The 24051-nt window shown below is 65.4% G+C and carries 13 protein-coding genes; 6 read left to right on the top strand and 7 right to left on the bottom strand.

Features of this window, described 5'->3' with window-relative positions; all coding sequences use genetic code 11:
• Window position 1: 1 nt before the first annotated feature.
• The gene (locus NDN01_RS17490) at window positions 2–2398 is read right to left on the bottom strand and encodes a glycoside hydrolase family 3 N-terminal domain-containing protein (RefSeq protein ID WP_272623024.1); all 2397 of its coding nucleotides are present in this window, start codon (window positions 2396–2398) and stop codon (window positions 2–4) included.
• Window positions 2399–2548: 150 nt separating this feature from the next.
• On the opposite strand from NDN01_RS17490, the gene NDN01_RS17495 reads away from it, so the two are divergent.
• The 3 genes from NDN01_RS17495 (at window position 2549) to NDN01_RS17505 (ending at window position 9278) form a co-directional block, all read left to right on the top strand.
• Window positions 2549–4708 carry an alpha-glucuronidase family glycosyl hydrolase gene (locus NDN01_RS17495; RefSeq protein WP_272623025.1) on the top strand — a complete coding sequence of 720 codons (2160 nt, stop codon included), beginning with the start codon at window positions 2549–2551 and terminating at the stop codon, window positions 4706–4708.
• Between the two features lie 154 nt (window positions 4709–4862).
• Entirely contained in the window at window positions 4863–8003 is a 3141-nt protein-coding gene (locus NDN01_RS17500; RefSeq protein WP_272623026.1) for a TonB-dependent receptor, read from the top strand.
• Between the two features lie 198 nt (window positions 8004–8201).
• Window positions 8202–9278, top strand: coding sequence for a LacI family DNA-binding transcriptional regulator (locus tag NDN01_RS17505; protein ID WP_272623027.1), 1077 nt, complete (start codon window positions 8202–8204; stop codon window positions 9276–9278).
• A 35-nt stretch (window positions 9279–9313) separates the two neighbouring features.
• On the opposite strand, the gene NDN01_RS17510 is transcribed toward NDN01_RS17505, so the two are convergent.
• Window positions 9314–9922 carry a DUF4336 domain-containing protein gene (locus NDN01_RS17510; protein ID WP_272623028.1) on the bottom strand — a complete coding sequence of 203 codons (609 nt, stop codon included), beginning with the start codon at window positions 9920–9922 and terminating at the stop codon, window positions 9314–9316.
• 144 nt (window positions 9923–10066) lie between these two features.
• On the opposite strand from NDN01_RS17510, the gene NDN01_RS17515 reads away from it, so the two are divergent.
• Together NDN01_RS17515 and NDN01_RS17520 are read left to right on the top strand one after the other, a co-directional pair.
• Entirely contained in the window at window positions 10067–11845 is a 1779-nt protein-coding gene (locus NDN01_RS17515; protein WP_272623029.1) for an IlvD/Edd family dehydratase, read from the top strand.
• Entirely contained in the window at window positions 11845–13515 is a 1671-nt protein-coding gene (locus NDN01_RS17520) for a glycoside hydrolase family 43 protein (protein ID WP_272623030.1), read from the top strand. The genes NDN01_RS17515 and NDN01_RS17520 overlap by 1 nt, the downstream gene beginning before the upstream one ends.
• Window positions 13516–13960: 445 nt before the next feature.
• On the opposite strand, the gene NDN01_RS17525 is transcribed toward NDN01_RS17520, so the two are convergent.
• From NDN01_RS17525 to NDN01_RS17540, 4 genes are read right to left on the bottom strand one after another with little or no spacing between them, the layout of a single operon-like run.
• Entirely contained in the window at window positions 13961–15259 is a 1299-nt protein-coding gene (locus NDN01_RS17525) for a glycoside hydrolase family 1 protein (RefSeq protein ID WP_272623031.1), read from the bottom strand.
• On the bottom strand, window positions 15256–15978 hold the full coding sequence (locus NDN01_RS17530) for a TetR/AcrR family transcriptional regulator (RefSeq protein ID WP_272623032.1): 723 nt from the start codon (window positions 15976–15978) through the stop codon (window positions 15256–15258). Before NDN01_RS17530 ends, NDN01_RS17525 begins: the two co-directional genes overlap by 4 nt.
• The gene (locus tag NDN01_RS17535; RefSeq protein WP_272623033.1) at window positions 15975–17669 is read right to left on the bottom strand and encodes a carboxylesterase/lipase family protein; all 1695 of its coding nucleotides are present in this window, start codon (window positions 17667–17669) and stop codon (window positions 15975–15977) included. The genes NDN01_RS17530 and NDN01_RS17535 overlap by 4 nt, the downstream gene beginning before the upstream one ends.
• Complete coding sequence (locus tag NDN01_RS17540) at window positions 17666–19954, bottom strand: TonB-dependent receptor (protein WP_272623034.1); 2289 nt, start codon at window positions 19952–19954, stop codon at window positions 17666–17668. Before NDN01_RS17540 ends, NDN01_RS17535 begins: the two co-directional genes overlap by 4 nt.
• A gap of 357 nt (window positions 19955–20311) precedes the next feature.
• Between NDN01_RS17540 and NDN01_RS17545 the strand changes: the two genes are divergently transcribed.
• Window positions 20312–22456, top strand: coding sequence for a TonB-dependent siderophore receptor (locus tag NDN01_RS17545; protein WP_272623035.1), 2145 nt, complete (start codon window positions 20312–20314; stop codon window positions 22454–22456).
• Between the two features lie 114 nt (window positions 22457–22570).
• Here NDN01_RS17545 and NDN01_RS17550 read toward each other — a convergent pair whose 3' ends face one another.
• Complete coding sequence (locus NDN01_RS17550) at window positions 22571–24046, bottom strand: MFS transporter (RefSeq protein ID WP_272623036.1); 1476 nt, start codon at window positions 24044–24046, stop codon at window positions 22571–22573.
• Window positions 24047–24051 lie beyond the last annotated feature (5 nt).

Consider the following 24051-nt stretch of genomic DNA (forward strand, 5'->3'; position numbering starts at 1 on the left):
GTCATGGCGCGACCGTCAGCGTGGCGGATTTGAGATCGACCGAATTGGCGCCAGCCATGATCTCGAACTGGCCCGGCTCGACCACGCGCTTCATGTCGAGGTTCCACATCTCGAAGGCGCGGCGGCCGAGGATGAAGCTCACGGTCCTGGTCTCACCGGGCTGCAAGGTCACGCGGCGGAACGCCTTGAGTTCCTTCACCGGCCGGGTCACCGAGCTGACAGTGTCGCGAACATATACCTGAACCACCTCGTCACCCGCGCGCTTGCCGGTGTTCGCGACATCGACTTTCACCTCGACCTGCCCGTCCGGCCGGATCGTCGTCGCCGAAAGCTGCGGCGCGCCAATGGTGAAGCTGGTGTAGCTCAGCCCGTATCCGAACGGGAAAAGCGGCGTCGCCTCGCTGAACAGATAGCCGCGATGCGCCGACGGCTTGTAGTTGTAGAACATCGGCAATTGCCCGACCGAGCGCGCGATGGTGACGGGCAGCTTGCCGCCCGGATTGACGTCGCCGAACAGCGCATCGGCTACCGCGTTGCCGCCCTGCTCGCCGAGATACCAGCCCTCGATCACCGCATTGGCCTTGGCCGCGACCTTGTTGATCGACAGCGGCCGGCCGTTGATCATCACCACAACGACCGGCTTGCCCAGCGCCTTCAGCGCGTCGAACAGATCCTGTTGCTGCCCGACCAGATCCAGGCTTGACCGGTCGCCGAGATGATTGTCGGCCCAGGCCTCGCGGCTGGTCTGCTCGGTATCGCCGATCGCCAGCACGATCATGTCGGCGCCCCTGGCCGCCTCGGCCGCTGCGGCGATGCGCTTCGCATTCGCGGCTGGATCGGCAAGCGTGACCTTGTCCTCCCACCAATCGTCATTCTCGGTGATCTTCACCCCTTCCGACGTGACGATATTGGCGCGCGCGCCGACCTTGGCCCTGATCCCGTCGAGGATCGACACGGTCACTGGCGGCTGGCCATAGTAGCCGCCCAGGCGCGCCACGGCCGCGCTCGGCCCGATCACAGCGATGGTCGGCCTGGCTGCACCGGCCACTGGCATGGCGAGCGGCAGCGTGCCGTCATTCTTGAGCAGCACCATCGACCGCGCCGCGGCGATCCGCGCCAGTGCGCGCGCCTCGGCATTATTGGTGATCTTCACCGCCGCCGCAGCATCGGCATAAGGATGCTCGAACAGTCCGGCGCGGAACTTGATCTCGAGCATCTTCCGCACGGCATTGTCGATCACTGCCTCGGAGACCTTGCCGGCACGTACCGAGTCGACCAGCGTCTTGTAGCTGTCGCCCTCGGGCAGATCGCTGTCGACACCGGCATTGATCGCCAGCAGCGCTGCCTCCGTCCGGTCAGCAGCGATATGATGGATCGACCGAAGCTGGTCGATCGCGTCGTAATCGCTGGTGATCGCACCGCTGAAACCCCATTCGCCGCGCAGCACGTCCTGCAACAGCCATTTGCTCGCATGGCTCGGCGTGCCGTCGATTTCGTTATAGCTTGGCATCACCGCACCCGGCGCCCCGCGCGCGATCGCCTGTTCGAACGGCGGGAAGAAATTCTCGCGCAGCTCACGCTCGGAAATCTGAGCAGGACCGATATTGGTCCCGCTTTCCGGCTGGCCATGTCCGGTCAGGTGCTTGAGCGTGGCGAACACCTTGCCCGGCGCGAGCTTCTCCGCCTTGTCGCCCTGCAGACCCTGCACTGCCGCGACGCCCATCTCGCCGACGAGATACGGGTCTTCGCCGAACGTCTCCTCGATCCGCCCCCAGCGCGGATCGCGCGCGACGTCGACCACCGGCGAGAGTGCCAGCGTCACGCCGCGCGCGGCAATCTCGCGCCCGGTAACCACGTTGATCCGACGGATCATGTCCGGGTCCCAGCTCGACGCGAGGCCGATCGGCACGGGGAAGCTGGTCGCGTCCCGCGCGGCATAGCCGTGCAGACCTTCCTCGTGGAACAGGATCGGAATGCCCAGCCGGGTCTGGGTCAGCGCATAGCGCTGCAGCGTGTTGACCACGTCGATCGTGCCCCTCACGTCATGACCCGGCACCACGCGCGGCGACCCCGCGCCGAGCGTATCCGACGGACGGGCGAAGCCGCCAAAGCCGTTGGGGAAAAGCACGGCGACCCTGGCCGGATCGATCCGCTTCTTCGCGTCGAGCATCTGGGCCTTGCCGCCCCATACCGTCAGCAGCTGGCCGACCTTCTCCTCCAGCGTCATCCGCTTGAGCAGGTCCTCCACACGTGCGGCAACGGGCGCGGTAGCATCCTTATAGAGCGGGCCGGCCTCAGAGAGCGACGGGAGCGCTGCTCCGGCAAGCGCGACGGGAGCGACGCAGGCAAGCAGCATCGCCAGGGTGCGATGAGCTGAACGCGACGCGACTGATGGCATTCCGGCTACCCCTCGATGACGCTGATTCGTCGGCCGACAACCGCGCCAGCGCCTTTTTCTGATAGCGCTACCATGATAAGTCGGGCAAAGACTGTCAATCGCCGATGGCCACCAGAAGGACCAGGGCGCACGAGTCTGGAGAGGAATGACATGGGTCGGTTGATCGCCTGGTGCGCGGCATTGTTTCTGACGCTGGGCGTCCTGCCAGTCGCCGCGCATGCCGAGGACGGCTATGATCTCTGGCTGCGCTATCGTCCCCTTCCCGCCGACATCCAGGCGCGCGATCGTGTCCGCGCGACGGCGGTCGTCTTCGACGTCGACCGGCACGATATCCCGACCCTCAAGGCGGTCGACGAGATTGAGCGCGCGCTCGAAGGCATGCTCGGCGCAGCCGTGCCGACCTACGGCCAGGCAGTGCAGGCCAACGCCATCGTGCTCGGCACCAGCGCCGAACCACGGATCAAGGCACTCAACCTCCCGCTCGGCCAGCTCGGTACGGAGGGCTATGTCATCCGCAGCGCGACGATCGACGGCAAGCCGGTCACCGTCGTCGCGGCGAACAGCGGCGTCGGCGTGCTCTATGGCAGCTTCGCGCTGATCCAGCATCTCCAGCGCGGGCTCGGCCTAGACCGGCTCGACATCGTGTCGGCGCCGAAGCTCAAGCTTCGCCTGCTCAACCATTGGGACAATCTCGATCGCACAGTCGAGCGCGGCTATGCCGGCCAGTCGATCTGGGACTGGTGGAAGCTCCCCGACTTCAGGGAACCGCGCTACACCGACTATGCCCGCGCCAATGCCTCGATCGGCATCAACGGCACCGTGCTCAACAACGTCAACGCCAAGGCCGACAGCCTGACCGCGCCCTATATCGCCAAGGCGGCCGCGCTGGCCGATGTGTTCCGCCCCTATGGCATCAAGGTCTATCTCTCCGCGCGCTGGTCCGCCCCGATCGAGATCGGCGGGCTCAGGACCGCCGATCCGCTCGACCCGCAGGTCGCCGCCTGGTGGAAGGCAAAGGCCGACGAAATCTACAGGGCCATCCCCGATTTCGGCGGGTTCCTGGTCAAGGCCAACTCGGAAGGGCAGCCCGGCCCGCAGGATTACAAGCGCAACCATGCGGAAGGCGCGAACATGCTCGCTGCCGCGGTGAGACCGCATGGCGGCATCATCATGTGGCGCGCCTTCGTTTACCAGCACGAGAATCCGGAGGACCGCGCCAAGCAGGCCTATGACGACTTCAAGCCGCTCGATGGCAAGTTCGCCGACAATGTCATCGTCCAGGTAAAAAACGGCGCGATCGATTTCCAGCCGCGCGAACCCTTCCATCCTTTGTTCGGCGCGATGCCGAAGACACCGCTGATGATGGAGTTCCAGATCACCAAGGAATATCTCGGGATGGCGACTCACCTCGCCTATCTCGGGCCGCTTTACGAGGAGGTGCTGCAGGCCGACACCTTCGCGAAGGGCAAGGGATCGACCGTCGCCCGGGTGATCGAGGGCGCGCTTGACGGCTACAAGCTTACCGGCATGGCCGGCGTCGCCAATATCGGCACCGACCGCGACTGGAGCGGGTCGACCTTCAACCAGGCCAATTGGTTCGTCTATGGCCGCATGGCCTGGAACCCCGAGGCATCGGCGAAGCAGGTCTCGGGCGAATGGTCCGAACTGACCTTCGGCCCGGATCCCGCGATCACGCCGGCCGTGGTGAACATCATGACCGCCTCGCGCGAAGCGGTGGTCAACTATATGACGCCGCTGGGGCTCGCCCATCTGATGGCGACCAGCCATCATTTTGGGCCAGGACCCTGGGTGAAGGATCTCGCCCGCCCCGAATGGAACCCGGTCTATTACCACAAGGCCGACCGGAACGGGATCGGCTATGACCGGACGAGGACGGGCAGCGACGCGGTCGCGCAATATGCGCCCGAGGTCGCGCGCATGTTCGCCGATGTGAAAACCACGCCCGAGCGCGACCTGCTGTGGTTCCACCATGTCGGATGGGACGATCGCCTGAAGTCCGGAAAGACGCTGTGGGACGAGCTGGTCGCTCGCTACACGCTGGGCGTCGGCGAGGTTGCCGACATGCACCGGGCATGGCGGACACTCGCCCCCCATATCGACCGCGAGCGCTTCGCGAAGACCGACACCTTCCTGTCGATCCAGCAGAAGGAGGCGCAGTGGTGGCGCGACGCGAGCCTTGCCTATTGGACCAGCGTCTCGGGCCGCCCGCTCCCCGCCGGGGAGACGGCGCCGGCAAAAACCCTTCCCGAATATGAAGCCATCTCCTGGCCGTACGAACCCGGGAGATAAGCGATAACATAATGGATAACCGAAATAAAATTAGACCGAACCGGGAGGATTGACAGTTTCGTAACATCGTCATACCCCTTTGTGGGATCGCTACCATCCATCGTGGAGGGTGCGATCTCACGGGCCCGCAGAGGCCCGGCACAGGAGGGGTGAAATGGCTATCGAACTGTCCCGTACGGTCGCGCCGCGTCGATTCGCGGCAATCGGCGCACTCTTGCTCGCGGGCACGGCCTGGCCTGCGCTGGCGCAGAATGGACCGGCCGCACAGGCCGACTCTCCCCCCGGCGTCGCCGGTCAGGCAGAGGAAGACATCGTCGTCACCGGTTATCGCGAGAGTCTCCAGAGCTCGACCAACGCGAAGCGCAATTCCACCGGCTTCACCGATTCGATCTTCGCCGAGGATATCGGCAAGTTCCCCGACACCAATATCGCCGAGACGTTCAACCGGATCCCCGGCATCCAGATCAGCCGCGAGACGACCGGCGAGGGCCTGAACATCGCGATCCGCGGCCTCGGCACCAACTTCACCAAGATCCTGCTGAACGGCGCGCCCGTCGCGATCGCCTCGACCGGCCGCACCGACGCCCAGAGCACCAATCGCGAGGTCGACCTCGACCTGTTTCCGATCGAACTGTTCACCCAGCTCACGGTCAACAAGTCCCAGGCCGCCGACATGATCGAGGGCGGCACCTCGGGCGTGGTCAACATGCGCAGCGCGCGGCCGTTCGACAAGCCGGGCATGCACCTGACCTATGCGCTGCAAGGCGTGGAGAACACCAGCGCCGGCAAGCTCGGCGCGCGCGGATCGCTCATCGCAAGTGGCACCTTCGGCGACTTCGGCATCCTGGTCGGCGCGGCCGGCTTTCGCAACAAGGTCCGCACCGTCGGCTATGAAACGATCGGTCTGACCAACCCGAATCTCAGCGCCGCGCAGTTCGGCGCGGCGACGGGTGCCAATGCGACGGGCGGCGGCAACTGGACCATTCCGGGCACCGTGCCGGCCAATGCCGGCAATGGCCTGACGACGGGCGCGACGATCGACAACGCCTTCCTGCTCGCCCGCAATCCCGGCGCGAATATCGGCCAGATCGACAACGGGCTGATCCCCCGCCTCGGCCGTCCGTCCGACGAGTTCGGCACCAAGGACCGTTATAATTTCATCGCGAGCATGGAATATCGCCCGAGCGACACCCTGCATTTCTATGTCGACGGCATGTACGGGCGGAAGAAGAACAACCTCCAGCGGATCGACATGAACTGGGTCGGCCGCAACGGCGCGACAATCCCGCTCAACACGCAATATGATCGCTCCGATTGTTCCACCGGGTGCGTCGTGACCAAGGGCACCTATGCCAATGCGCAGTTCTTCCTCGAATATCGCCCGTTCATCGAGGACACCGAATTCTGGGGCGTGAACCCGGGCGGCGAATGGAGCGTCACCGACAAGCTCAAGCTGACCTTCCAGGGCAATTACACGAAGAGCACTTTCCACCGGGAATCGCCGACCGTCCTGGTCATCACCCCGCCCAACGCAGGCATCACGGTCAATTACGACTATAATGGCGGCGGCGTGCCGATCATCGGCGCCACCGGGGTCAATCTCAACGATCCGACCGCCTTCGGCTGGAACGGCGGCCGGGTGAACATCCAGGACGAACGGCGACGCACGGAAACCAAGGGCTTTCGCGGCGACCTGACCTGGGGCGACACGCGCCTGAGCCTGAAAGTTGGCGGCGCCTATGACGACGTCTCTCGCCGCATCCAGGGCTTCGACAATAGTCAGGCGTGGCAGAACGCCGTGTGCGGCAACAGGCCGAGCATCTTCGTGCCGTCGCCGAACACGCAGCCACCCTGTCTCGGCCAGTCGGTAACGGGCACCGGCGCGGCGCTCAATGCATTCGACTCGCGCTATCCGCTCTACCCGGGTTACGGGACCAATTTCACGGCAGGGTCGACGACACCCTATACCTATGCCGGCTCGCTGATCCCGCAGACCGCGCTGGCCGGCTATCTCAAGCCCGGCCCCGACGGCTTCGTTACCCTCGACTGGGACAAGTTCAAGGCAGCGTCCAACTATGACGCGTTCCACAACGCAGCCCCGGAATCGAGCGGCACCAACACCGGCGCGAGCGGCGGCTATGTCCGCGAAAAGACGACCGGCGCCTTTGCCGAGGTGAATGGCGACCTGCCGATCGGCGACAACCGGGTTCAGTTCAACGCCGGTCTGCGCTGGGTCCATACCAACCAGACGATCGGCGGCTTCGTGTCGCTGCCCGATCCGCGCAACACACCGGCCGCGCCCGCGGTGGCACCGGCGGACGGCGGCAAATATCCGAACGTCGTCAGCTTCGTGTACCGCGAGAACAGCTATGACAACTGGCTGCCCTCGGCGAGCGCGGCTTTCCATATCGGCAGCAGCGCCGTGGCCCGCGCCTCCGTGTCGCGGACGATGACCCGACCCGACCCGAATGCTCAGTTGCCGGGCCTCAGCTTCTCCAGCCCGTCCGCCGATGTCGGCTCGATCGGCAACTCGGCGTTGCAGCCCTATCTCGCGACCAATTTCGATCTCGGCTTCGAATATTATACCGGCAAGGAAGGCTATGTCGGCGTCGCCGCGTTCCGCAAGGCGATCACCGGCTTCACCACCAACGGCACCACGACATTGCCCTTCGCGGCGCTGGCCGCGTACGGCGTGACTTATGACACGCTGTCGCCGACCCAGCAGCAGGCGATCACCGCCCGCGGCGGCCCGAGCTCCGCCACCGTGGTCATCAATCAGCAGGTCAACGCGGCCGGCACGCTCAAGATCAACGGCCTCGAATTCAACTGGGTGCAGCCGCTCGACTTCGTGCTGGGCAAATATCTCGGCCTGAACGGGTTCGGCTTCAGCGCCAACCTGACCCTGATCGACCAGAAGGGCGAGGGAGCCGCGGCGACCTCGGCGGTGGCCCTTGGCGTGGCGCCGGTATCCTACAACGTCACCGCCTATTACGAGAATCACGGCCTGACGGTCCGCGCGTCGACGACGTTCAACCGGGGATCGCAATCTTCGGGCCTCAACCAGAACGGCATCCCGCTGGCGGCACTCTTCACCGACGATTACCAACAGTTCGACCTGTCCTCGAGCCTCGACCTCAACAAGGTGTTCGGGTCCGAGGGACTGCCGCAGCTTACCTTCGACGTGGTCAATATCTTCAACGCCGAACAGCGGTCCTACTTCCAGTTCAAGAACGCGACCTTCACCTCCTACAAACCGGGAACCACCTTCCTGTTCGGCCTGCGCGGCCGCTTCTGATGCGGATGGCGGCGGCAAGAGGGACGCCCGCCGCCATTCCCTGCCGGCATGGGCGCTCCTCGCTGCCCATGCCGGACCATCTCCCCTGGGGCGGCCGGCGCGACCGGCCGCCTCTCTTTTTGATTGCCGGCACCCGTTAACGTCAACATTGCGGCCCGCACCGCAACATCGTAGCCATATTGCCGAGGAGCACCACGCTTGAGCCAACCGACGTCCCGACGGCAACGCACCAATGCGACGATTACCGATGTCGCCCGCAAGGCCGGCGTATCCCCGATGACGGTGTCCCGGGTGCTGAACGGCGAAGGCAATGTTCGCGAGAGCACCCGCGACATCGTCAATGCGGCGATCGCGGCGCTCAGCTATTCGCCCAATCCGGCGGCGCGCAGCCTGGCCGGCGCCGCGCCGGTGCGGATCGGGCTGCTCTACAGCAACCCCAGCGCCGCCTATCTCAGCGAGTTCCTGGTCGGCAGCCTCGACTATGCCAGCCGCGCCAACATCCAGATCATCGTCGAGAAATGCGATGGCCCCGAACAGGCGCGGGAAGCCGCCACCCGGCTGCTGCGCGGCGGTGTAGAGGGCATCGTGCTGCCGCCGCCGCTGTGCGATTCGCTGACCCTGCTCGAGGCGCTGCGCGAGGCCAATGGCCTGGCCGTCACCGTCGCCAGCGGCCATCCCGCCCCCGGCTTCTCCGCCGTCAGCATCGACGATCACCGCGCCGCCTTCGAGATGACCCGCCACATCGCCGCGCTCGGCCACCAGCGCATCGGCTTCATCATCGGCAATCCCGACCAGACCGCCAGCGAACGCCGCCTCGCCGGATATCGCGACGCGCTCGACGCGGTCGGCCTTCCCTATGACGCCGACCTCGTCGCCCAGGGGCTGTTCACCTATCGCTCCGGCCTCGACGTCGCCGAGCAGCTGCTCGACCTCGCCAACCCGCCTTCCGCCATCTTCGCCAGCAACGACGACATGGCCGCCGCCACCGTCGCCGTCGCCCATCGACACGGCCTCGACGTCCCCAACGACCTCACCGTCTGCGGCTTCGACGACACCGCCCTCGCCACCACCATCTGGCCAGAACTCACCACCATCCACCAGCCCATCACCGACATGTCCCTCGCCGCCGTCGAATTGCTGGTCAGGGAAATCCGCAGCCGCCGCGCCGGGCACCGCGACCCCGCGCAACATCGCCAGCTCGATTTCCAGCTCGTCCGCCGCCAGTCCGACGCAGCTCCCCGCCGACGCCCGGCTGTGGCGCCGCCAAGGGCCTGATCCGCACGGCCAGCCCGCCATTCGGGGAATCGGCGTCATCGTGACAGCCAGCGAAATGCGCGGCGTATCAACGCCCGACCGTCTTCGCTGACCGGCGTTCCGTGCGCCATCAGCACCCTTTTTGCCGGCCATGAAAGAACATGGCCGATCGCGGCACGCGCAGCGCGCCGATCAGTAAAGGCGAGACGAAATTTCCGGGGCACCGCCGGTTCCGGACCCGTCATCAGGTCCCATCTGGCGACCAGCGCGCGCCAGCCGGAGAAGCGGCTCGCGGAAAGCTGTTGCAGGAGATCCGTAAAAAGCACCGTGCCGCTCGGAACATGGAAGAACACCACCTCGGTGGTGATGACATTCCCCCGCATCACGACCTGGTCGATCTCCCCGGCCCAATTCTGCATCGGCCCGTCGGCAAGGTCATGGTCGAAGGCGAGGTCCCGGCGCTTCTCCCACAGCCCGGGCGGAGCATGGAGGCGGGCCTCGGGAAAAGCGCGTTTCCAGTCAGCGAGGAACAGGTGGTGCAGTGAATTGGGCGCGATCAGGTGGCTGACCGTCCCGAGCGACTCGACGGCGGCGCGGAGACCCTCGGTCAGCGCTGTCGGCGACCAGATGAAAAGATCCCCGCCAGCCAGTCGAATGACCGCCATGCCACCGCTACCGGGTCGATGGCTACTCCGGACAAGGCGCGATCGATCCGATCCGACTGCCCCGCGCCGGTTTGCACACTGCCTTCGTTGAAGGTAACGGAACTTTGCGTTAGCGTTACCATAGACTTGAATCAGGAGAGGCGAGTGCAGCGTGAACCCGTAAGGGCCTTCCGGTCGCGAGACTGGTTCGCCGATCCGGAACGGTCGGACATGACGGCGCTCTATCTTGAGCGTTTCATGAATTACGGCATCACCGCGGCCGAGCTGCGCAGCGGTCGCCCAATCATCGGCATCGCGCAGACCGGCAGCGATCTTTCCCCGTGCAACCGGATCCATGTCGACCTCGCGCGGCGCACGCGCGAGGGCATTCGCGACGCGGGCGGAATCCCGATGGAATTCCCGACTCACCCGATCTTCGAGAATTGCCGCCGCCCGACCGCGGCGCTCGACCGCAACCTCGCCTATCTTGGCCTGGTCGAGATCCTCTATGGCTATCCGATCGACGCGGTGGTCATCACCACCGGCTGCGACAAGACGACGCCGTCCGGCATCATGGCGGCGTCGACCGTCGACATCCCGGCCATCGTGCTGTCGGGCGGACCGATGCTCGACGGCTGGCATGAGGGCGAGCTGGTCGGGTCCGGCACCGTGATCTGGCGGTCGCGCCGCAAGCTTGCCGCGGGCGAGATCGACGAGGAGGAATTCCTCCGCCGCGCGACCGACAGTGCCCCCTCGGCGGGCCATTGCAACACCATGGGCACCGCTTCGACCATGAATGCGGTGGCCGAAGCGCTTGGCCTGTCGCTGCCCGGGTGCGCCGCCATTCCGGCGCCGTACCGCGAGCGTGGGCAGATCGCGTACGAGACCGGCCGCCGCATCGTCGACATGGCCTATGAAGACCTGCGCCCGTCGAAGATCCTGACGCGCGCGGCGTTCCTCAACGCGATCCGCACCATCACGGTGATCGGCGGTTCCTCGAACGCGCAGCCGCATCTGATGGCGATGGCGCGGCATGCCGGGGTCGAGCTGTACCCGTCCGACTGGACCGAGCATGGCTATGACCTGCCGCTGCTCGCCGACGTCCAGCCGGCCGGCCGTTTCCTCGGCGAACGCTTCCACCGCGCGGGCGGCGTGCCGGCGATCCTGTGCGAGCTTGCCGAGGGCGGCGTGCTCGACAGAGACTGCCTGACCGTGACCGGGCGCAGCATCGGCGAGAATATCGCGGGCCGCCAGTCGCGCGACCGCGAGGTGATCCGTCCGTTCGCCGAACCACTGAAGGAGAAGGCAGGCTTCCTCGCCTTTTCCGGCAACCTGTTCGACTTCGCGATCATGAAGACGAGCGTGATCTCCGAGGAATTCCGCGCGCGCTATCTCAGCCACCCCGGCAAGGAAGGCGTGTTCGAGGGCCGGGCGATCGTGTTCGACGGGTCGGACGATTATCATCATCGCATCAACGACCCAGCGCTCGATATCGACGAGAAGTGCATCCTGGTGATCCGTGGCGCCGGGCCGATCGGCTGGCCGGGCTCCGCCGAGGTGGTCAACATGCAGCCGCCGGACGCGCTGATCCAGCGCGGCATCGCCTGGCTGCCGACACTCGGCGACGGGCGCCAGTCGGGCACGTCGGACAGCCCCTCGATCCTCAATGCCTCGCCCGAAAGCGCGGTCGGCGGCGGGCTCGCGTGGCTGCACACCGGCGATGTCATCCGGATCGACCTGAACACCGGCCGCTGCGACGTGCTGGTCGACGAGAACGAGATCGCACGGCGCAAGGGAGGTCCCGCCCCGGCCTTTCCGTCGAGCAACACGCCGTGGGAAGAGCTGTACCGCGAGAAGACCGGACAGCTGGAGGACGGCGCCGTGCTGGAGATGGCAGTCAAATATCGCGGCATTGCCACGAAGACGCCAAGGCATAACCATTGATGCGCGGCGGGGCATTCGCCACGGCAGCGCTCGCGCTGCTGCTCACGGCGGCCGCCCCGGCGGCACCGGTCGCGCGCTTCGCCTGGTTCGACTATCGCGGCGAAGATCCGGTCGACCGCGCGGCAAAGGCGGGGCCGGGCGACTATCGCAACCCGATCCTGCAGGGCTTTTATCCCGATCCCTCGATCGAGCGGGTCGGGAGCGATTATTACCTCGTCAATTCCACCTTCAGCTATTTCCCCGGCCTGCCAATCTTCCACAGCCGCGATCTCGTTTCCTGGACCCAGATCGGCAATGCGATCGACCGGCCGAGCCAGTTCAATTTCAAGCAGATCGGCCTCTCGCGCGGCATCTTCGCGCCCGACATCAGCCACCATGCCGGAACCTTCTACCTTGCCGGCACCTGCGTCGATTGCGGCGGCAATTTCGTGATGACCGCGAAGGATCCTGCCGGCCCCTGGTCCGACCCACACTGGAACGAAATCGACGGCATCGACCCGTCGATCTTCTTCGATGCCGACGGCTCCGCCTGGATCCTCAACAACGGCCCGCCGATCGGCAAGCCGGAATATGACGGCCATCGCGCGATCTGGATCCAGCGCTTCGACCCGAAGACGGTGAAGCCGTTCGGCGAACGGACGCTGCTGGTAAATGGCGGCGTGCATTTCGCGGACAAGCCGATCTGGGCGGAGGGACCCCATATCTTCACCCGCGACGGCTGGTATTATCTGATGACCGCCGAGGGCGGCACTGCCGAGAACCATAGCGAGGTGATCTATCGCAGCCGATCGGTGACGGGTCCCTATATGCCCGGCCCGAACAACCCGATCCTGACCCAGCGCGGGCTCAATCCCGGGCGGCCCTTTCCGATCACCTCCGCGGGCCATGCCGATTTCGTCACGACCCCCGGGGGCGACTGGTGGACGATCTTCCTCGCGACGCGGCCTTACAAGGACGATTTCTATAATATCGGCCGCGAGACCTTCCTCCTGCCAGTCCGCTGGAAGGATGGCTGGCCTGAGGTGACGGCTCCGGATGCAACCATATCCTATGCCCTTACCCGGCCCGCTTTGCCACGCGGGAAGGCCGCCGCCGTGCCGAACAGTGGCGCCTTCCATGTCCGCGACGACTTCACCGGGCCGAAGCTGGCACCTTACTGGATGCAGATCCGGGCGACCGAGACGGGCTGGCGCAACCTGTCCGGCGGCGCGCTGGCGATCGATGCGCGGCCGGTGGCGATCGGCGGTGCCGGACAAGCCGCTTTCCTCGGGCGGCGGCTGCAACATCACTGGGCGACGGCGGAGACCGCCATGGACTTCGCTCCAAGGCGCGCGGGTGATCGGGCGGGTATCGCGGTGGTGCAGGACACGGCCTATTTCTACACGCTTACTCTTGCCCGAACCGGCGCTGGGACTGTGATCGCGCTGGAGAAACGCAGCGGCCCGAAGGACCCCGTCGATGGCGTGACGGTTGCCTCGGCACCCTATACCGGTGCGACCGTTCGATTGCGCATCGTGCTCCGCGGCGAAGTGTGCGACTTCCTTTATGCGCGTGCCGACGGGAGCTGGCAGGTGCTCGCGAAAGATCAGGATGCGACGATCCTGAGCACCAGGACCGCGGGCGGCTTCATCGGTGCGATGGTCGGGCCGTTCGCCCGGGCGGGCGAGTAGCGGCAACGCGCCAAGTAATGGGGTTGGACGTCGCGGCAATGCGCTGAGTATTCGCCGAATTTCGCGACCCACCTGCGAGAGGGGCCGGAAGCGAGCCCTACTTTGGGCCTGCGCGGGATGTCGAGTAACGGGCAATGGAGATGTTGGAACACCAAGAAACGCTGCGCGAACTGATGCGGCACGAGGATTACGCATCGACTTGCCGAATTTCGCGACCCCTATCAGTTCTTGTATCGGCTGTACTGACGAATAGTCATAACGGGAAATCTGTATCGGCACGCCCGGCCTCTCGGTTTTCTCCGGCTGGCCGCCGGACCGAGCATCATGGAAGTCGGTTCACCTGACTTGAATCGGTTGCCCGGACCACCCTGCCGCGCGTAGCCCGCTCCCGCGGAACAGCGGATACCGGAACACGTCCGGCACGACGGCATTGATTCATGCCCCTTCAGCCGCGCCGGATGAGACTCGCGAAATGCTGCGTGCTTGGCTTCAGCTTGCGCGCGAACGTGTCGCGATCGACGGCGACCATGCCGAAATGCTGTCCATAGCCTTGAGTCCATTCGAAATTGTCGAGCAGCGACCAATAGATATAGCTCTTCACGTCGATGCCCTCGTCGAGGCAGCGCCTGATCTCGGCGATGCTCGCGTCGAGCCAGGCGACGCGGCGACTATCGTCATCAGTGGCGATGCCGCTTTCCGTGACGAAGATCGGCTTCTTCGTCTTGCGCGCGGCGAGGCGGATGACGTGGCCGAGCGCCTGCGGATAATATTCGTAACCCGCCGCGGTCATCTCAGCTCCCGGCGGTGGCGGCACCATGCCCTTCGCGTCGAGCCGGACCCGGGTATAGGCCTGCACGCCGACGAAATCGCTGGCGTTCACCACATCCCACCAGTCACCATAGACCATCGCCTCGATACGCGGGGCGAGGCTGTTCTCGCCGACCGGCTCGATCGCCTGAGTCGACAGAGTGACGCCGACGGGGAAATCTCCGGGGCCTGCCTTGATCGCCTGATAGGCCTTGGCATGGGCCTGAAGCAGATGAGCGTCGATGCGGTCGGGGTCAGCGAAAAGGATCGAGGAGAAACCCGGAGAATTGGTCGCGCGGGCGGCCGCGGCAATCATCGCGGTCCGCTTCGCGCGATAGTCGGGCGTGGCGCCCATGCGCAGCAATTTGGCGAGCAGGTGGATGTTCGCCTCGTTGAACGGCGACGCCATGCCGATCTGGTCGCCCAGCGCGCGCGTCGCGCGCTCGCAGAAGCGGGCGAACAGGTCGGCGCTGTCGGGCGCTTCCCAGCCGCCACGTTTGGCGAACCACAGCGGAACGGTGAAATGATTATAGGTGACGATCGGCAGCAGGCCGTGGGCGCGACACGAGGCAAGGACCTTCGCATAACGGTCCAGCTCGGCCTGGGAGAAGCGGCCGGGCTCGGGCTCGATCCGCGCCCATTCGATGCCGAAGCGATAGCAGGTCAGTCCGATCGACCGGGCGATCGCGAAATCCTGGTCGTAGCGATGATAGCTGTCACAGGCGTCGCCCGACGGATCCTTGTAGACCGTCTCGGGCAGGTTCTCGAGCAGCCAGCTATCGGAATTGAGATCGTTGCCCTCGCTCTGGTGCGCCGAAATCGCCGCGCCCCAGAGGAAACCCCTGGGCATCGCGCCGCGTGCCGCCGCCCGGGTCGGCGAGGCAACGACCGCCGCGGCCGCCGCCAGTCCCGCTAGCACGTCCCGCCTCGTCGTCATCCCGATCCCTTCCCGGCTGCCGAATTCTGGCAGATCGCGTGAAACCCCGCCGCCATGAACCTTGCCATATGCCGCTTGATCGATTCAAAATCGTTGGACGAGCATAGCCCGTGCGACAGATCGTCAAGCCGGCCGGTGCGCGCCATGTTGTGCGTCATCGCGCCGGAGACGAAGTGATAACCCCAGAAGATCGTTTCCTCGTCAGAGTCCGGCATCGCTTTCCTGAGCAGGTCGATCAGCGCCAGGACCACGGGATTGAAATATTTGCTCATCTTGCCCGCGCCCCAGCCGGTCGCGCTATTGGCCTGCGCGGCGATCTTGCCGAAAGCGACCCATTGCTCCTCATCGTCGATCTGGACGTTCAGGTCGGCGTCGATCCAGGCGTGCAGCGCGCCCTCGACCGTGACGTTGTCGCCCACCTGCTCGGCATAACGCCGCATCGCCTCGAGCCGGTTGCGCGCGGAGATCGGCGCCTTGCGCGCCCAGACCGCCTCGTAGATGCTTTCCTTCCCGTTGAAATGATAGTGGATCAGCGTCGAGCTGACCCCGACGCGCGCGGCGACATCCTTCAGCGTGACGCCGTGATAGCCAAACTCCGCGAACAATTGCTCCGCGGCGTCGAGGATGCGCTCCATCGACGCCTCGCGCACGCGTGCCTTGTGGTTTCGCGCGCGAGGCGCCGGGTCGCCGTCCGGTGCGGCTTGATCGATGCTGCTCATCGGGCCTCTGGTTGCCGAGGGGCGGCAGGCGCGTCAACGCCCTCTCCCGTCCGTGCCGGAAAGGCCGAGAAGCCGATATCATACCGCCAGCCGCGCCCCTGCCGCCGCCGGCGGGCGACCAGCGCATCGGCCCAGGCGAAAGCCGCGGACTGGAGATGACGTCCGGCGGACGGGCGCTCGTCAATGTCGAGATAGGCGGGCTGTGGCGCGGTGTAGCGGGGCCAGGGCGTTTCGCCCGCTGCCGTCGGGGCGCCGGAGCGAACGAAGGAGACCCAATAGCGCATCATGGCGTCCGAAAGCCGCGTTTCAGCCTCGGTGAGCGGCGGGCGTGGCCAGTTCGCGCCGAGCGTCGCCGAAGGACCGACCTGGCCGAAGATATAGGGCAGTTCGCTGGCATGGAAGGCCGCGAGGTCGCGGGCGCGTTGCGCTGGCGTGCTGTGCCGAAAGAAATAGAGATAGGCCGGCTGCCCCGCCGCCGCCTGTTGCCGCACCAGATATTGGGCGGCCCAGCCGTACAAGCCGTCGCGGATCGACGCCATCACATCGGCCCTGGGATCAGCACCCGGATAGACGGCGAGATACGCGGCAGCTTCGGCGCCGAAGCGCCGCCGCACATCGGCCAGATAGGCCTGCTGGCTATCGGGTGCCCTGGGCATCAGGAAAGGCAGCGAGCGGATCTCGCCTTCGTTGAACCCCGCGAGCACCGGAACCTTGGCCTGTTCGCCGCGCGCGAAGGTTTCGGCGAGCTGGCGCCTGAGCAGGATTCCGTCGATCACCGGCTCGGGTTGCCAGCCAGTCGCGAGGCCTGCCCTGAACAGCGCTGCAGGATCAGCCGCGCGGAGGGCGGCGGCATCCGACACGCCGGCGGCCCTGGCCAGCGCCGTGCCCGCCGCCTCCGCGGACGGCAGGCCGCGTGTTTCCTCATGAAGCGCGCGATAGGAGGGCATGTAGCCGCTCTGCACGATCGCCCGGGCGAACAGACCCCGCGCCTGCGGGCTGGCCAGCAGGGCGATAGTGCTGAGGCCGCCGGCCGATTCACCCGCAATCGTGACCCGGCGGGGGTCGCCCCCGAAGGCCGCGATGTTGTCACGCACCCAGCGCAGCGCCTCGATCTGGTCGAGCAAGCCATAATTGCCGGAGCGATGCCGCGGCGATTCAGCGCTCAGCACCGGGTGTGCCAGATAGCCGAGCAGGCCGAGCCGATAATTGATCGAAACCAGGACGATGCCCTGCCGGGCCAGCTTGACGCCGTCATACAAAGGCTCGGAGCTGCTTCCTCCGACCAGCGCGCCGCCATGGATCCAGACCATGACCGGCAGTTTCCGCGCGCCGGCCGGCGCCCAGACATTGAGGGTCAGGCAGTCCTCGCTGACCCTCGCCATGCCACCCGAATACAGACCGGCCGGCGATTGCGGCGGCTGCAGGCAGGCAGGACCGAACGCCCGCGCATCGCGCGTGCCCTTCCAGCCTGGCGCGGGAACGGGCGGGTGCCAGCGCAACGCCTCCGTCGGTGGCTTGGCATAGGGGATGCCCTTGAAGGAGACGACCTGTGCACCCGGATCGGCGGCACCCTGCAGCAGGCCCTGGCGAATATGGACATGCGGTTGGCTCGGCGCGCCGGCTGCCGACGTGGCGGCAGGACACAGCCAGGCGACCGCGAGCCACAAAGGTCCCGACGCTTTCACGCTCACCACAGATTATAGCCGATCCGTACGCCAAAGGTGCGTGGCCGCACGATCGCGTAGCGGCTGTACACGAACGCTTCGGGATGGATGTAGGTCGTCGCGCGGCTGTTGGCGATATTCTCCATGTAGAAGGTCACGGACAGATCGCGGATCGTGATGCCGGTCTGCAGGTTGAGATACGTATAGGCATCGGTGTTGTCGTAGAGCGGACTGCGAACCCCGGGCTTGCCCGGCGTGTTGGGAAAGCCGTTGGGGAACGACCCGACATGCTGAACCTGGAAGCTGGTGAAGCCCCTGGCCCCGCTGCCCATGTCATAATTATAGGTGCCAAAGAGCGAGCCCTGCACGTGGGGCGAGGCGAGACGCGCATTGTTCACCGCGCCCGAGATTGCCGCTTCCTGCGCAGAAAGCTCTGTCACCTTGGCCTGGTTGAGCGAACCGTTGAGCCCGAACAGCAGACCGGTGACGGGCGCGAAAGTGATCTCCGCCTCGATCCCCTTGCTTGATGCCCGCCCGACATTGGTGGCGAACTGGACTGAATCCGACTGGCGGTTGGCCTGAACCTGAATGTTGCGCCAGTCGATATAATAAGCGGCGAGGTTCGCCGTCAGCTTCCCGCCGAGCCAGCGCCCCTTCAGACCAAGTTCGTAATTGGTGAGGTTGTCCGATCCAGCCCCGGCGGGAATGACGAGATCGGTCGGATCGACGGTGCTGACGCTGCCGGCGCGGCCATTATAGACGGGCGTGCGGTAGCCGGTGGAAACGGTCGCATAGGTCGTCAGGTTGCGAGACGGCTTGAAGCTGAGACTCGCTTTCCATGACGCCTTGCTGGCGGAAGGATAGCGGGTGGTCGCCGCCGCGTTCGGCACCAGCGCGAGCGGCCCGGGAATGCCGAACAGCGCGTAGGTGAAATAGGCGGTGTTGAAGCCGGGCTTGGTATCGACCGTGCCGCCATATTTGCCGTAGCGGACGCCGCCTGTCGCAATGAGCTTGTCGGTGAAATGGTAGCTGAGCTCACCGAAGCCGGCGAGTTCATAGGTGCGCGAGACGCTGCCGAATTGGCTGAAGGTCGTGCCCGGCAGCCCGGTGATGCGGCGCGCCGCGAGGAAGGCAGCGTTCGACAGGTTCTCCCCGTCGAGATCGAGGTTGCGGTGCAGGTAGAAGCCGCCGACGACCCAGTCGAACCGCCCGCCCGCGTCGGAGGCGATCCGCGTTTCCTGGACGAAGGTCTTCTGCCGATACCTGTCGTCGAGATAGAAGGGGATGGCCTGCGCGATGGGCACGCCCGTCGCGAAGGTACCGGCGAGATCGACCGCGAAATCGCCATCCGCGATCGAATAGGTCGACGAGCTGGTCAGGTGCGCGCCGTCGAACTGATAGTCGATCGTCCCGTTATAGACCTGAGTCTTCGAGGTGTAGCGATCGGGGATCGAGCTGTAGCGCTTGCGGTCGCCGAGCGACGGAGAGGTGAGCGCCGAATCCTGCGGCTCGCTATTCTCATAGGAACCGAGCAGCTTGACGCTCAGCCGGTCGGTCGGCTTCCACAACAGGGTCGCCCGGCCACCCCAGTCCTTCAGCGTGTTGGCATTCTTCACGCCCGTCCCGAGATTGTCGACATATCCTTCTTCGTTCCGGTAATAGCCGACCACGCGCAGCCCAAGCGTGTCATTGACCAGCGGAACATTGACCATGCCGTTATAGCGCTGGCGGATGCCGCCGCCGTCGGGCGTGAGGCCGATATCGACCAGCGCGGACATATCATATTTCGCGAGGTTGGGGCTCTTGGTCAGGATACGCAGCGCGCCCGACAGCGAGCCAGATCCGAACAGGGTCCCCTGCGGGCCGCGCAGGAACTCGACGCGTTCGATATCGTAGAGGTTGGGATTGAGCGTCACCGTGTTGCCGATGGTGCTGAGCGGCAGCTCGTCGAGATAGATGGTGGTGGTGGTCTGCAATCCGGCACCCCAGCCATTGGTGGAGATGCCGCGGGCAGTGAGCCGGGCGTTGTTGTCGCTTGCCTGGTTAAGCACCACGCCCGGTGTTTCGCGGGCGATGCCCTCGAAGCCGACAATGCCTTTCTGGGTCAGCTCGGCCTGGGAGAAGGCGGTGACGCTGAGCGGAACGTCCTGCAGGCGTTCGTTGCGGCGGGTGGCAGTGACGACGATGTCATTGGGATCGGCCACGCCCGGGTTCTGGCTGGTCGAATCGGGCGCGGAACTGGTCTGCGCGGCGGCGGGAGCACCCGCGATGACGAGCGCGAGCAGCGACGACGTGTAGGCAAAGCGGTTCATGTCCCCTCCTTGTCGCCGCCGCGTCTTGGTGACGCTGGTCTGCGAACGATCGGGAACATGACATCCTTCCCCGCAGAGTCAATACTGACTGCTACGTCAGTCAGTATTGACTCTGCGGGGCGTCAATGCCGGGTTGAAAATCCTCCTGAGCGATCCAGTCTTGCAATTGCTAATTAATCTCATTAGCGGCGCACTCCTTAGGGAGGCAAACATCAACTCCATCGTCGCGAACGGGCTTCGCTCGCGTCGTCCCCGGATCTTGCGGGTCGGCTTCGCGGCGCCGGGCCAGGGCGATTGCGGGCGCATCCGATGCGGCGGGGAAGATGGGAGCGCCACAAATGACACAACAGGGGGACAATGATGCGCCGTTCATTTCGCTTGCTGCTGGCCGGCTCGGCCTGGGTACTCACGCCGGCGCTGCTCCACGCTCAGCAGGCGCCGCAACAGGACATTGCGCCTGAAGGAGAAGGCAATGATGAGATCGTCGTGACCGGCTATGGCCGGAGCAACCAGCCCACCACCGCCACCGGGCTTCGCCTCACGCCGATCGAGACGCCGCAGACCATCAGCGTCATCACGCGGCAGCAGATCGACGATCAGGCGCTGATATCGATCAACGACGCGCTCGATTTTGCCGTGGGCATTTCCAAGAAGGACATCGATCGCGGCCGCAGCGCGATTTCCGCGCGTGGTTTCGAGGTGCAGAATTTCCAGCTCGACGGCGCGCCGTTCGTCAACGGCAATGTCGGCTTCGGCGAGACGAGCACGGCGATATACGACCGAGTCGACCTGGTCCGCGGTGCCGCGGGCCTGATGCAGGGGGCCGGAGACCCGTCAGCCGTCGTCAACCTGATCCGCAAACATGCGGACGCCACCAGATTCTCCGGCCAGGTCAGCCTGGAAGCAGCGTCATGGAACCGCGTAGCCGGGACCGTGGATGTCCAGTCGCCGCTCAATGCCGACGGCACCGTGCGCGCCCGCGCCGTCGTCCAGGCATCTCGGCAGGACAGTTTCGTCGATCGCGAGGAAAAGAAGGGCCTGGTCCTCTACGCCGTGGTGGATGCCGATCTGGGCGAGCGCACGAAGCTGTCCGTCGGCGCCAGCTACCAGCGCGACGACCGCAACGGGGTGATGTGGGCGCAGCTGCCCTATTGGTACACCGACGGCACGCGGACCCGCTGGCCGCGATCGAAGACGACCGGCACCGACTGGAATTTCTGGGACACCACGGAGATTTCGGCCTTCGCCACCCTCACCCACGACCTGGGCGGGAAATGGAGCATCCGGGGGGATCTCGGCTATCACAAGGGACTGGAGAATTCGCGGCTATTGTGGCTCGACGGCGTACCCGACAGGGTGACCGGCCGCGGCGTGGCCACCTCCGGCTATTGGTTCAATGCGAATCCCGAACAATGGCACGGCAGCATCCAGGCCAATGGCCCCTTCTCGCTGCTGGGCCGCGAGCATGACCTCGCGATCGGCGCGATGGTGAGCCATCTCAACGATGGCTGGACCAATCGCGATCCGGTCTCGATCGATCCGATCAACGATTTCAACCGGTGGGACGGCGAGCTCGCCCAACCCGAATGGGGCCCCCGCTATCTGTCAAGCAGGGGCAATACCACCCAGATGGCGCTCTATGCCTCGACGCGGATCAACCTGCTCGACCGGCTGAAGCTGATCGGCGGCGGACGGCTGAGCTATTTCAGGCGCAACGAGGACGCGGCTGGCGCAACCCCGGCCTACAAGCTGACCTACAAGGGCACGATCACGCCCTATGCCGGGCTGGTGTTCGACATCCTGCCCAACCTGTCCGCCTATGCGAGCTACACCAATATCTTCAAGCCGCAGGGCAATGTCCGTGACCGCACCGGGCGCCTGCTCGATGCGCTGGAAGGCAAGAGCTACGAGGCCGGGCTGAAGGCATTGCTGCTAGACGGCAAGCTCCTGGCGACGGCGGCGGTGTATCGCATCGAACAGGATAATCTTGCCGTGCCCGATCCCGGGCAGTTCGTGCCGGGCACATCCAACCCGGCCTATGTCGGCGCGAAAGGAACCGTCTCCAAGGGCTATGAACTGGAAGTCGTCGGCAAGGTCACCCGGCAATGGGACCTCAGCCTCGGCTGGAGCCACTATAGCGCGAAGGATGCCGACGGCGCCAATGTGCTAAGCCACCAGCCGCGCGAGGCGTTCAACCTCGCCACCAAATATGCCTTTGCCGGCGCGCTCGACGGGCTGAGCGTCGGCGGCGCGGTGAAGTGGGAAGGCCGGCCGCCAGTCACGGCGCAGAATCCCGGCACCGGGATCGTCGAGCCGATCGGCCAGCCCGCCTATGCCATCGTCAACATCATGACTCGCTACGCCCTGAGCAAGCAGGTGTCGCTTCAGCTCAATATCGACAATCTTTTCGACAAGACCTTTTTCAGCGGCAACAGCTGGTTCCCCGGCTTCGTCTATGGAGAACCGAGAAATGCGCGGGTGACGCTGAAATACGGCTTCTGACGCTGCGCCGGGCACCCGGCGCCACATCCGAACCACGCCGTTCGCGCCGGATAGCGATGTCGATACGGGTGCGCCCGTTCGATCGCTACCCGGCACGAACGGATGGGGCGCGGATCAAACGCTCCGGGAGCGGACCACCCTCCCCGCGCTGAAGAGACAGAGAAGCGGTGCCAGGGCAAAAATGCCGAACAGCCAGCGCGCGGCATGCGAGGCGCCGACCACGCCGCCGGGATCGACCAGGCCCCCGGCGTTGACGACCAGCCCGGCAAGCGCGGCGCCCATCGCGGTCGCGAACAGCTGAATCGTCGTGATCGACGCGCCGGCCAGTTCCTGTTCGTGAGGAGGCGCCGCTTTCAGAATGGCGGTCAGCAGATGAGGCCAGGCAAGTCCGACGCCGAAGCCGATCACGACCAACAGGGGACAGAGTGGCGCCAGATCCCGCCAGGTGCCCGCGCTCGCGTTCGGCATCAGCACGCACAGCATCACCATGCCGACCAGTTGCAGCGCCGGCCCGAGCAGGATCGACCTTCGGGCACCGCGATCAGTCGCGCCGGAGCCGAAGACCGAGCCCAAGGTCCAGCCCGCCGCCATCAGCGCCGCGAGATACCCGGCCAGCAGCGGCGACTGGTGATGAAGCACCTGCAGGAAGAGGGGCACAAAGACCTCGCTGCTCGTCACCGTGACGGCCAGCAGGGAGATCGTCAGGTAAAGCGCGGCAATGGACGAACCGGGGTTCAACGTCTCCGATGGGAAGAGCTTTCGCCGTGAGCGGCGTTCAGCGCGCACCAGCAGGGCCACCAGGCAAAAGGCCGCGACGACGCCGACAAGGTTCTGAACCGGATTCGAGGAGGTGCTTCCCACTGAAATGGCGAGAACGGCCATGACGAGCAGCGACAATTGAATGGCGGGCACCTCCACTGGTTCGGAAGGCTTGCCATCCCTTCCCGGCAGCACCGTCATCGCCAGGATCACGAACAGCATCGATACCGGCACCAGCACCCAGAAAGCGGCCCGCCACGCGTCCATCTCGGCGAAAACGCCACCGATGGCCGGGCCGATGAGGGTCGCGATGCCCCACATGCCGGACACGAGCGCCATGCCACGGGGCCACAGGGTTTCGACAAAGGCGATCCGGATCATGGCATAGGCCAGCGCGAACAGGAGACCACCGCCGCACCCCTGGATCAGCCGGCCGACCAACATGACCGGCATCGACGGCGCCACCGCGCAGCCCACGGCGCCCAGCGCGAAGATCGTCGCGGCCACGGCATAGGCTCCTCTCGGTCCCGCCAATCGAAGCAGCTTTGCTGAAAACGCCGACCCGATGATCGACGCGACCACGAAGATCGTGGTGTTCCACGCGTAGAGATCGAGTCCTCCGATGCTCCGGACCACCGAAGGGAGGATGGTCGTCGCGAGATAGACATTGATCGCGTGGAGCGCGACGCCGCCGGCCAGGACAAGCGAGCGCACCCCGTTTGTGCCGGACAATAATGCCGCCCATTCGCCCGTCGCGGGTCGGGCAGGTGTGTCCGGACCGGAGTCCCCGGATACGACCGGCGAATCGAAAGTGTCAGTCTGGTCTTTCACGTCAG

Source organism: Sphingomonas sp. QA11 (genome assembly GCF_028473665.1).
GTDB lineage: Bacteria > Pseudomonadota > Alphaproteobacteria > Sphingomonadales > Sphingomonadaceae > Sphingomonas > Sphingomonas phytovorans.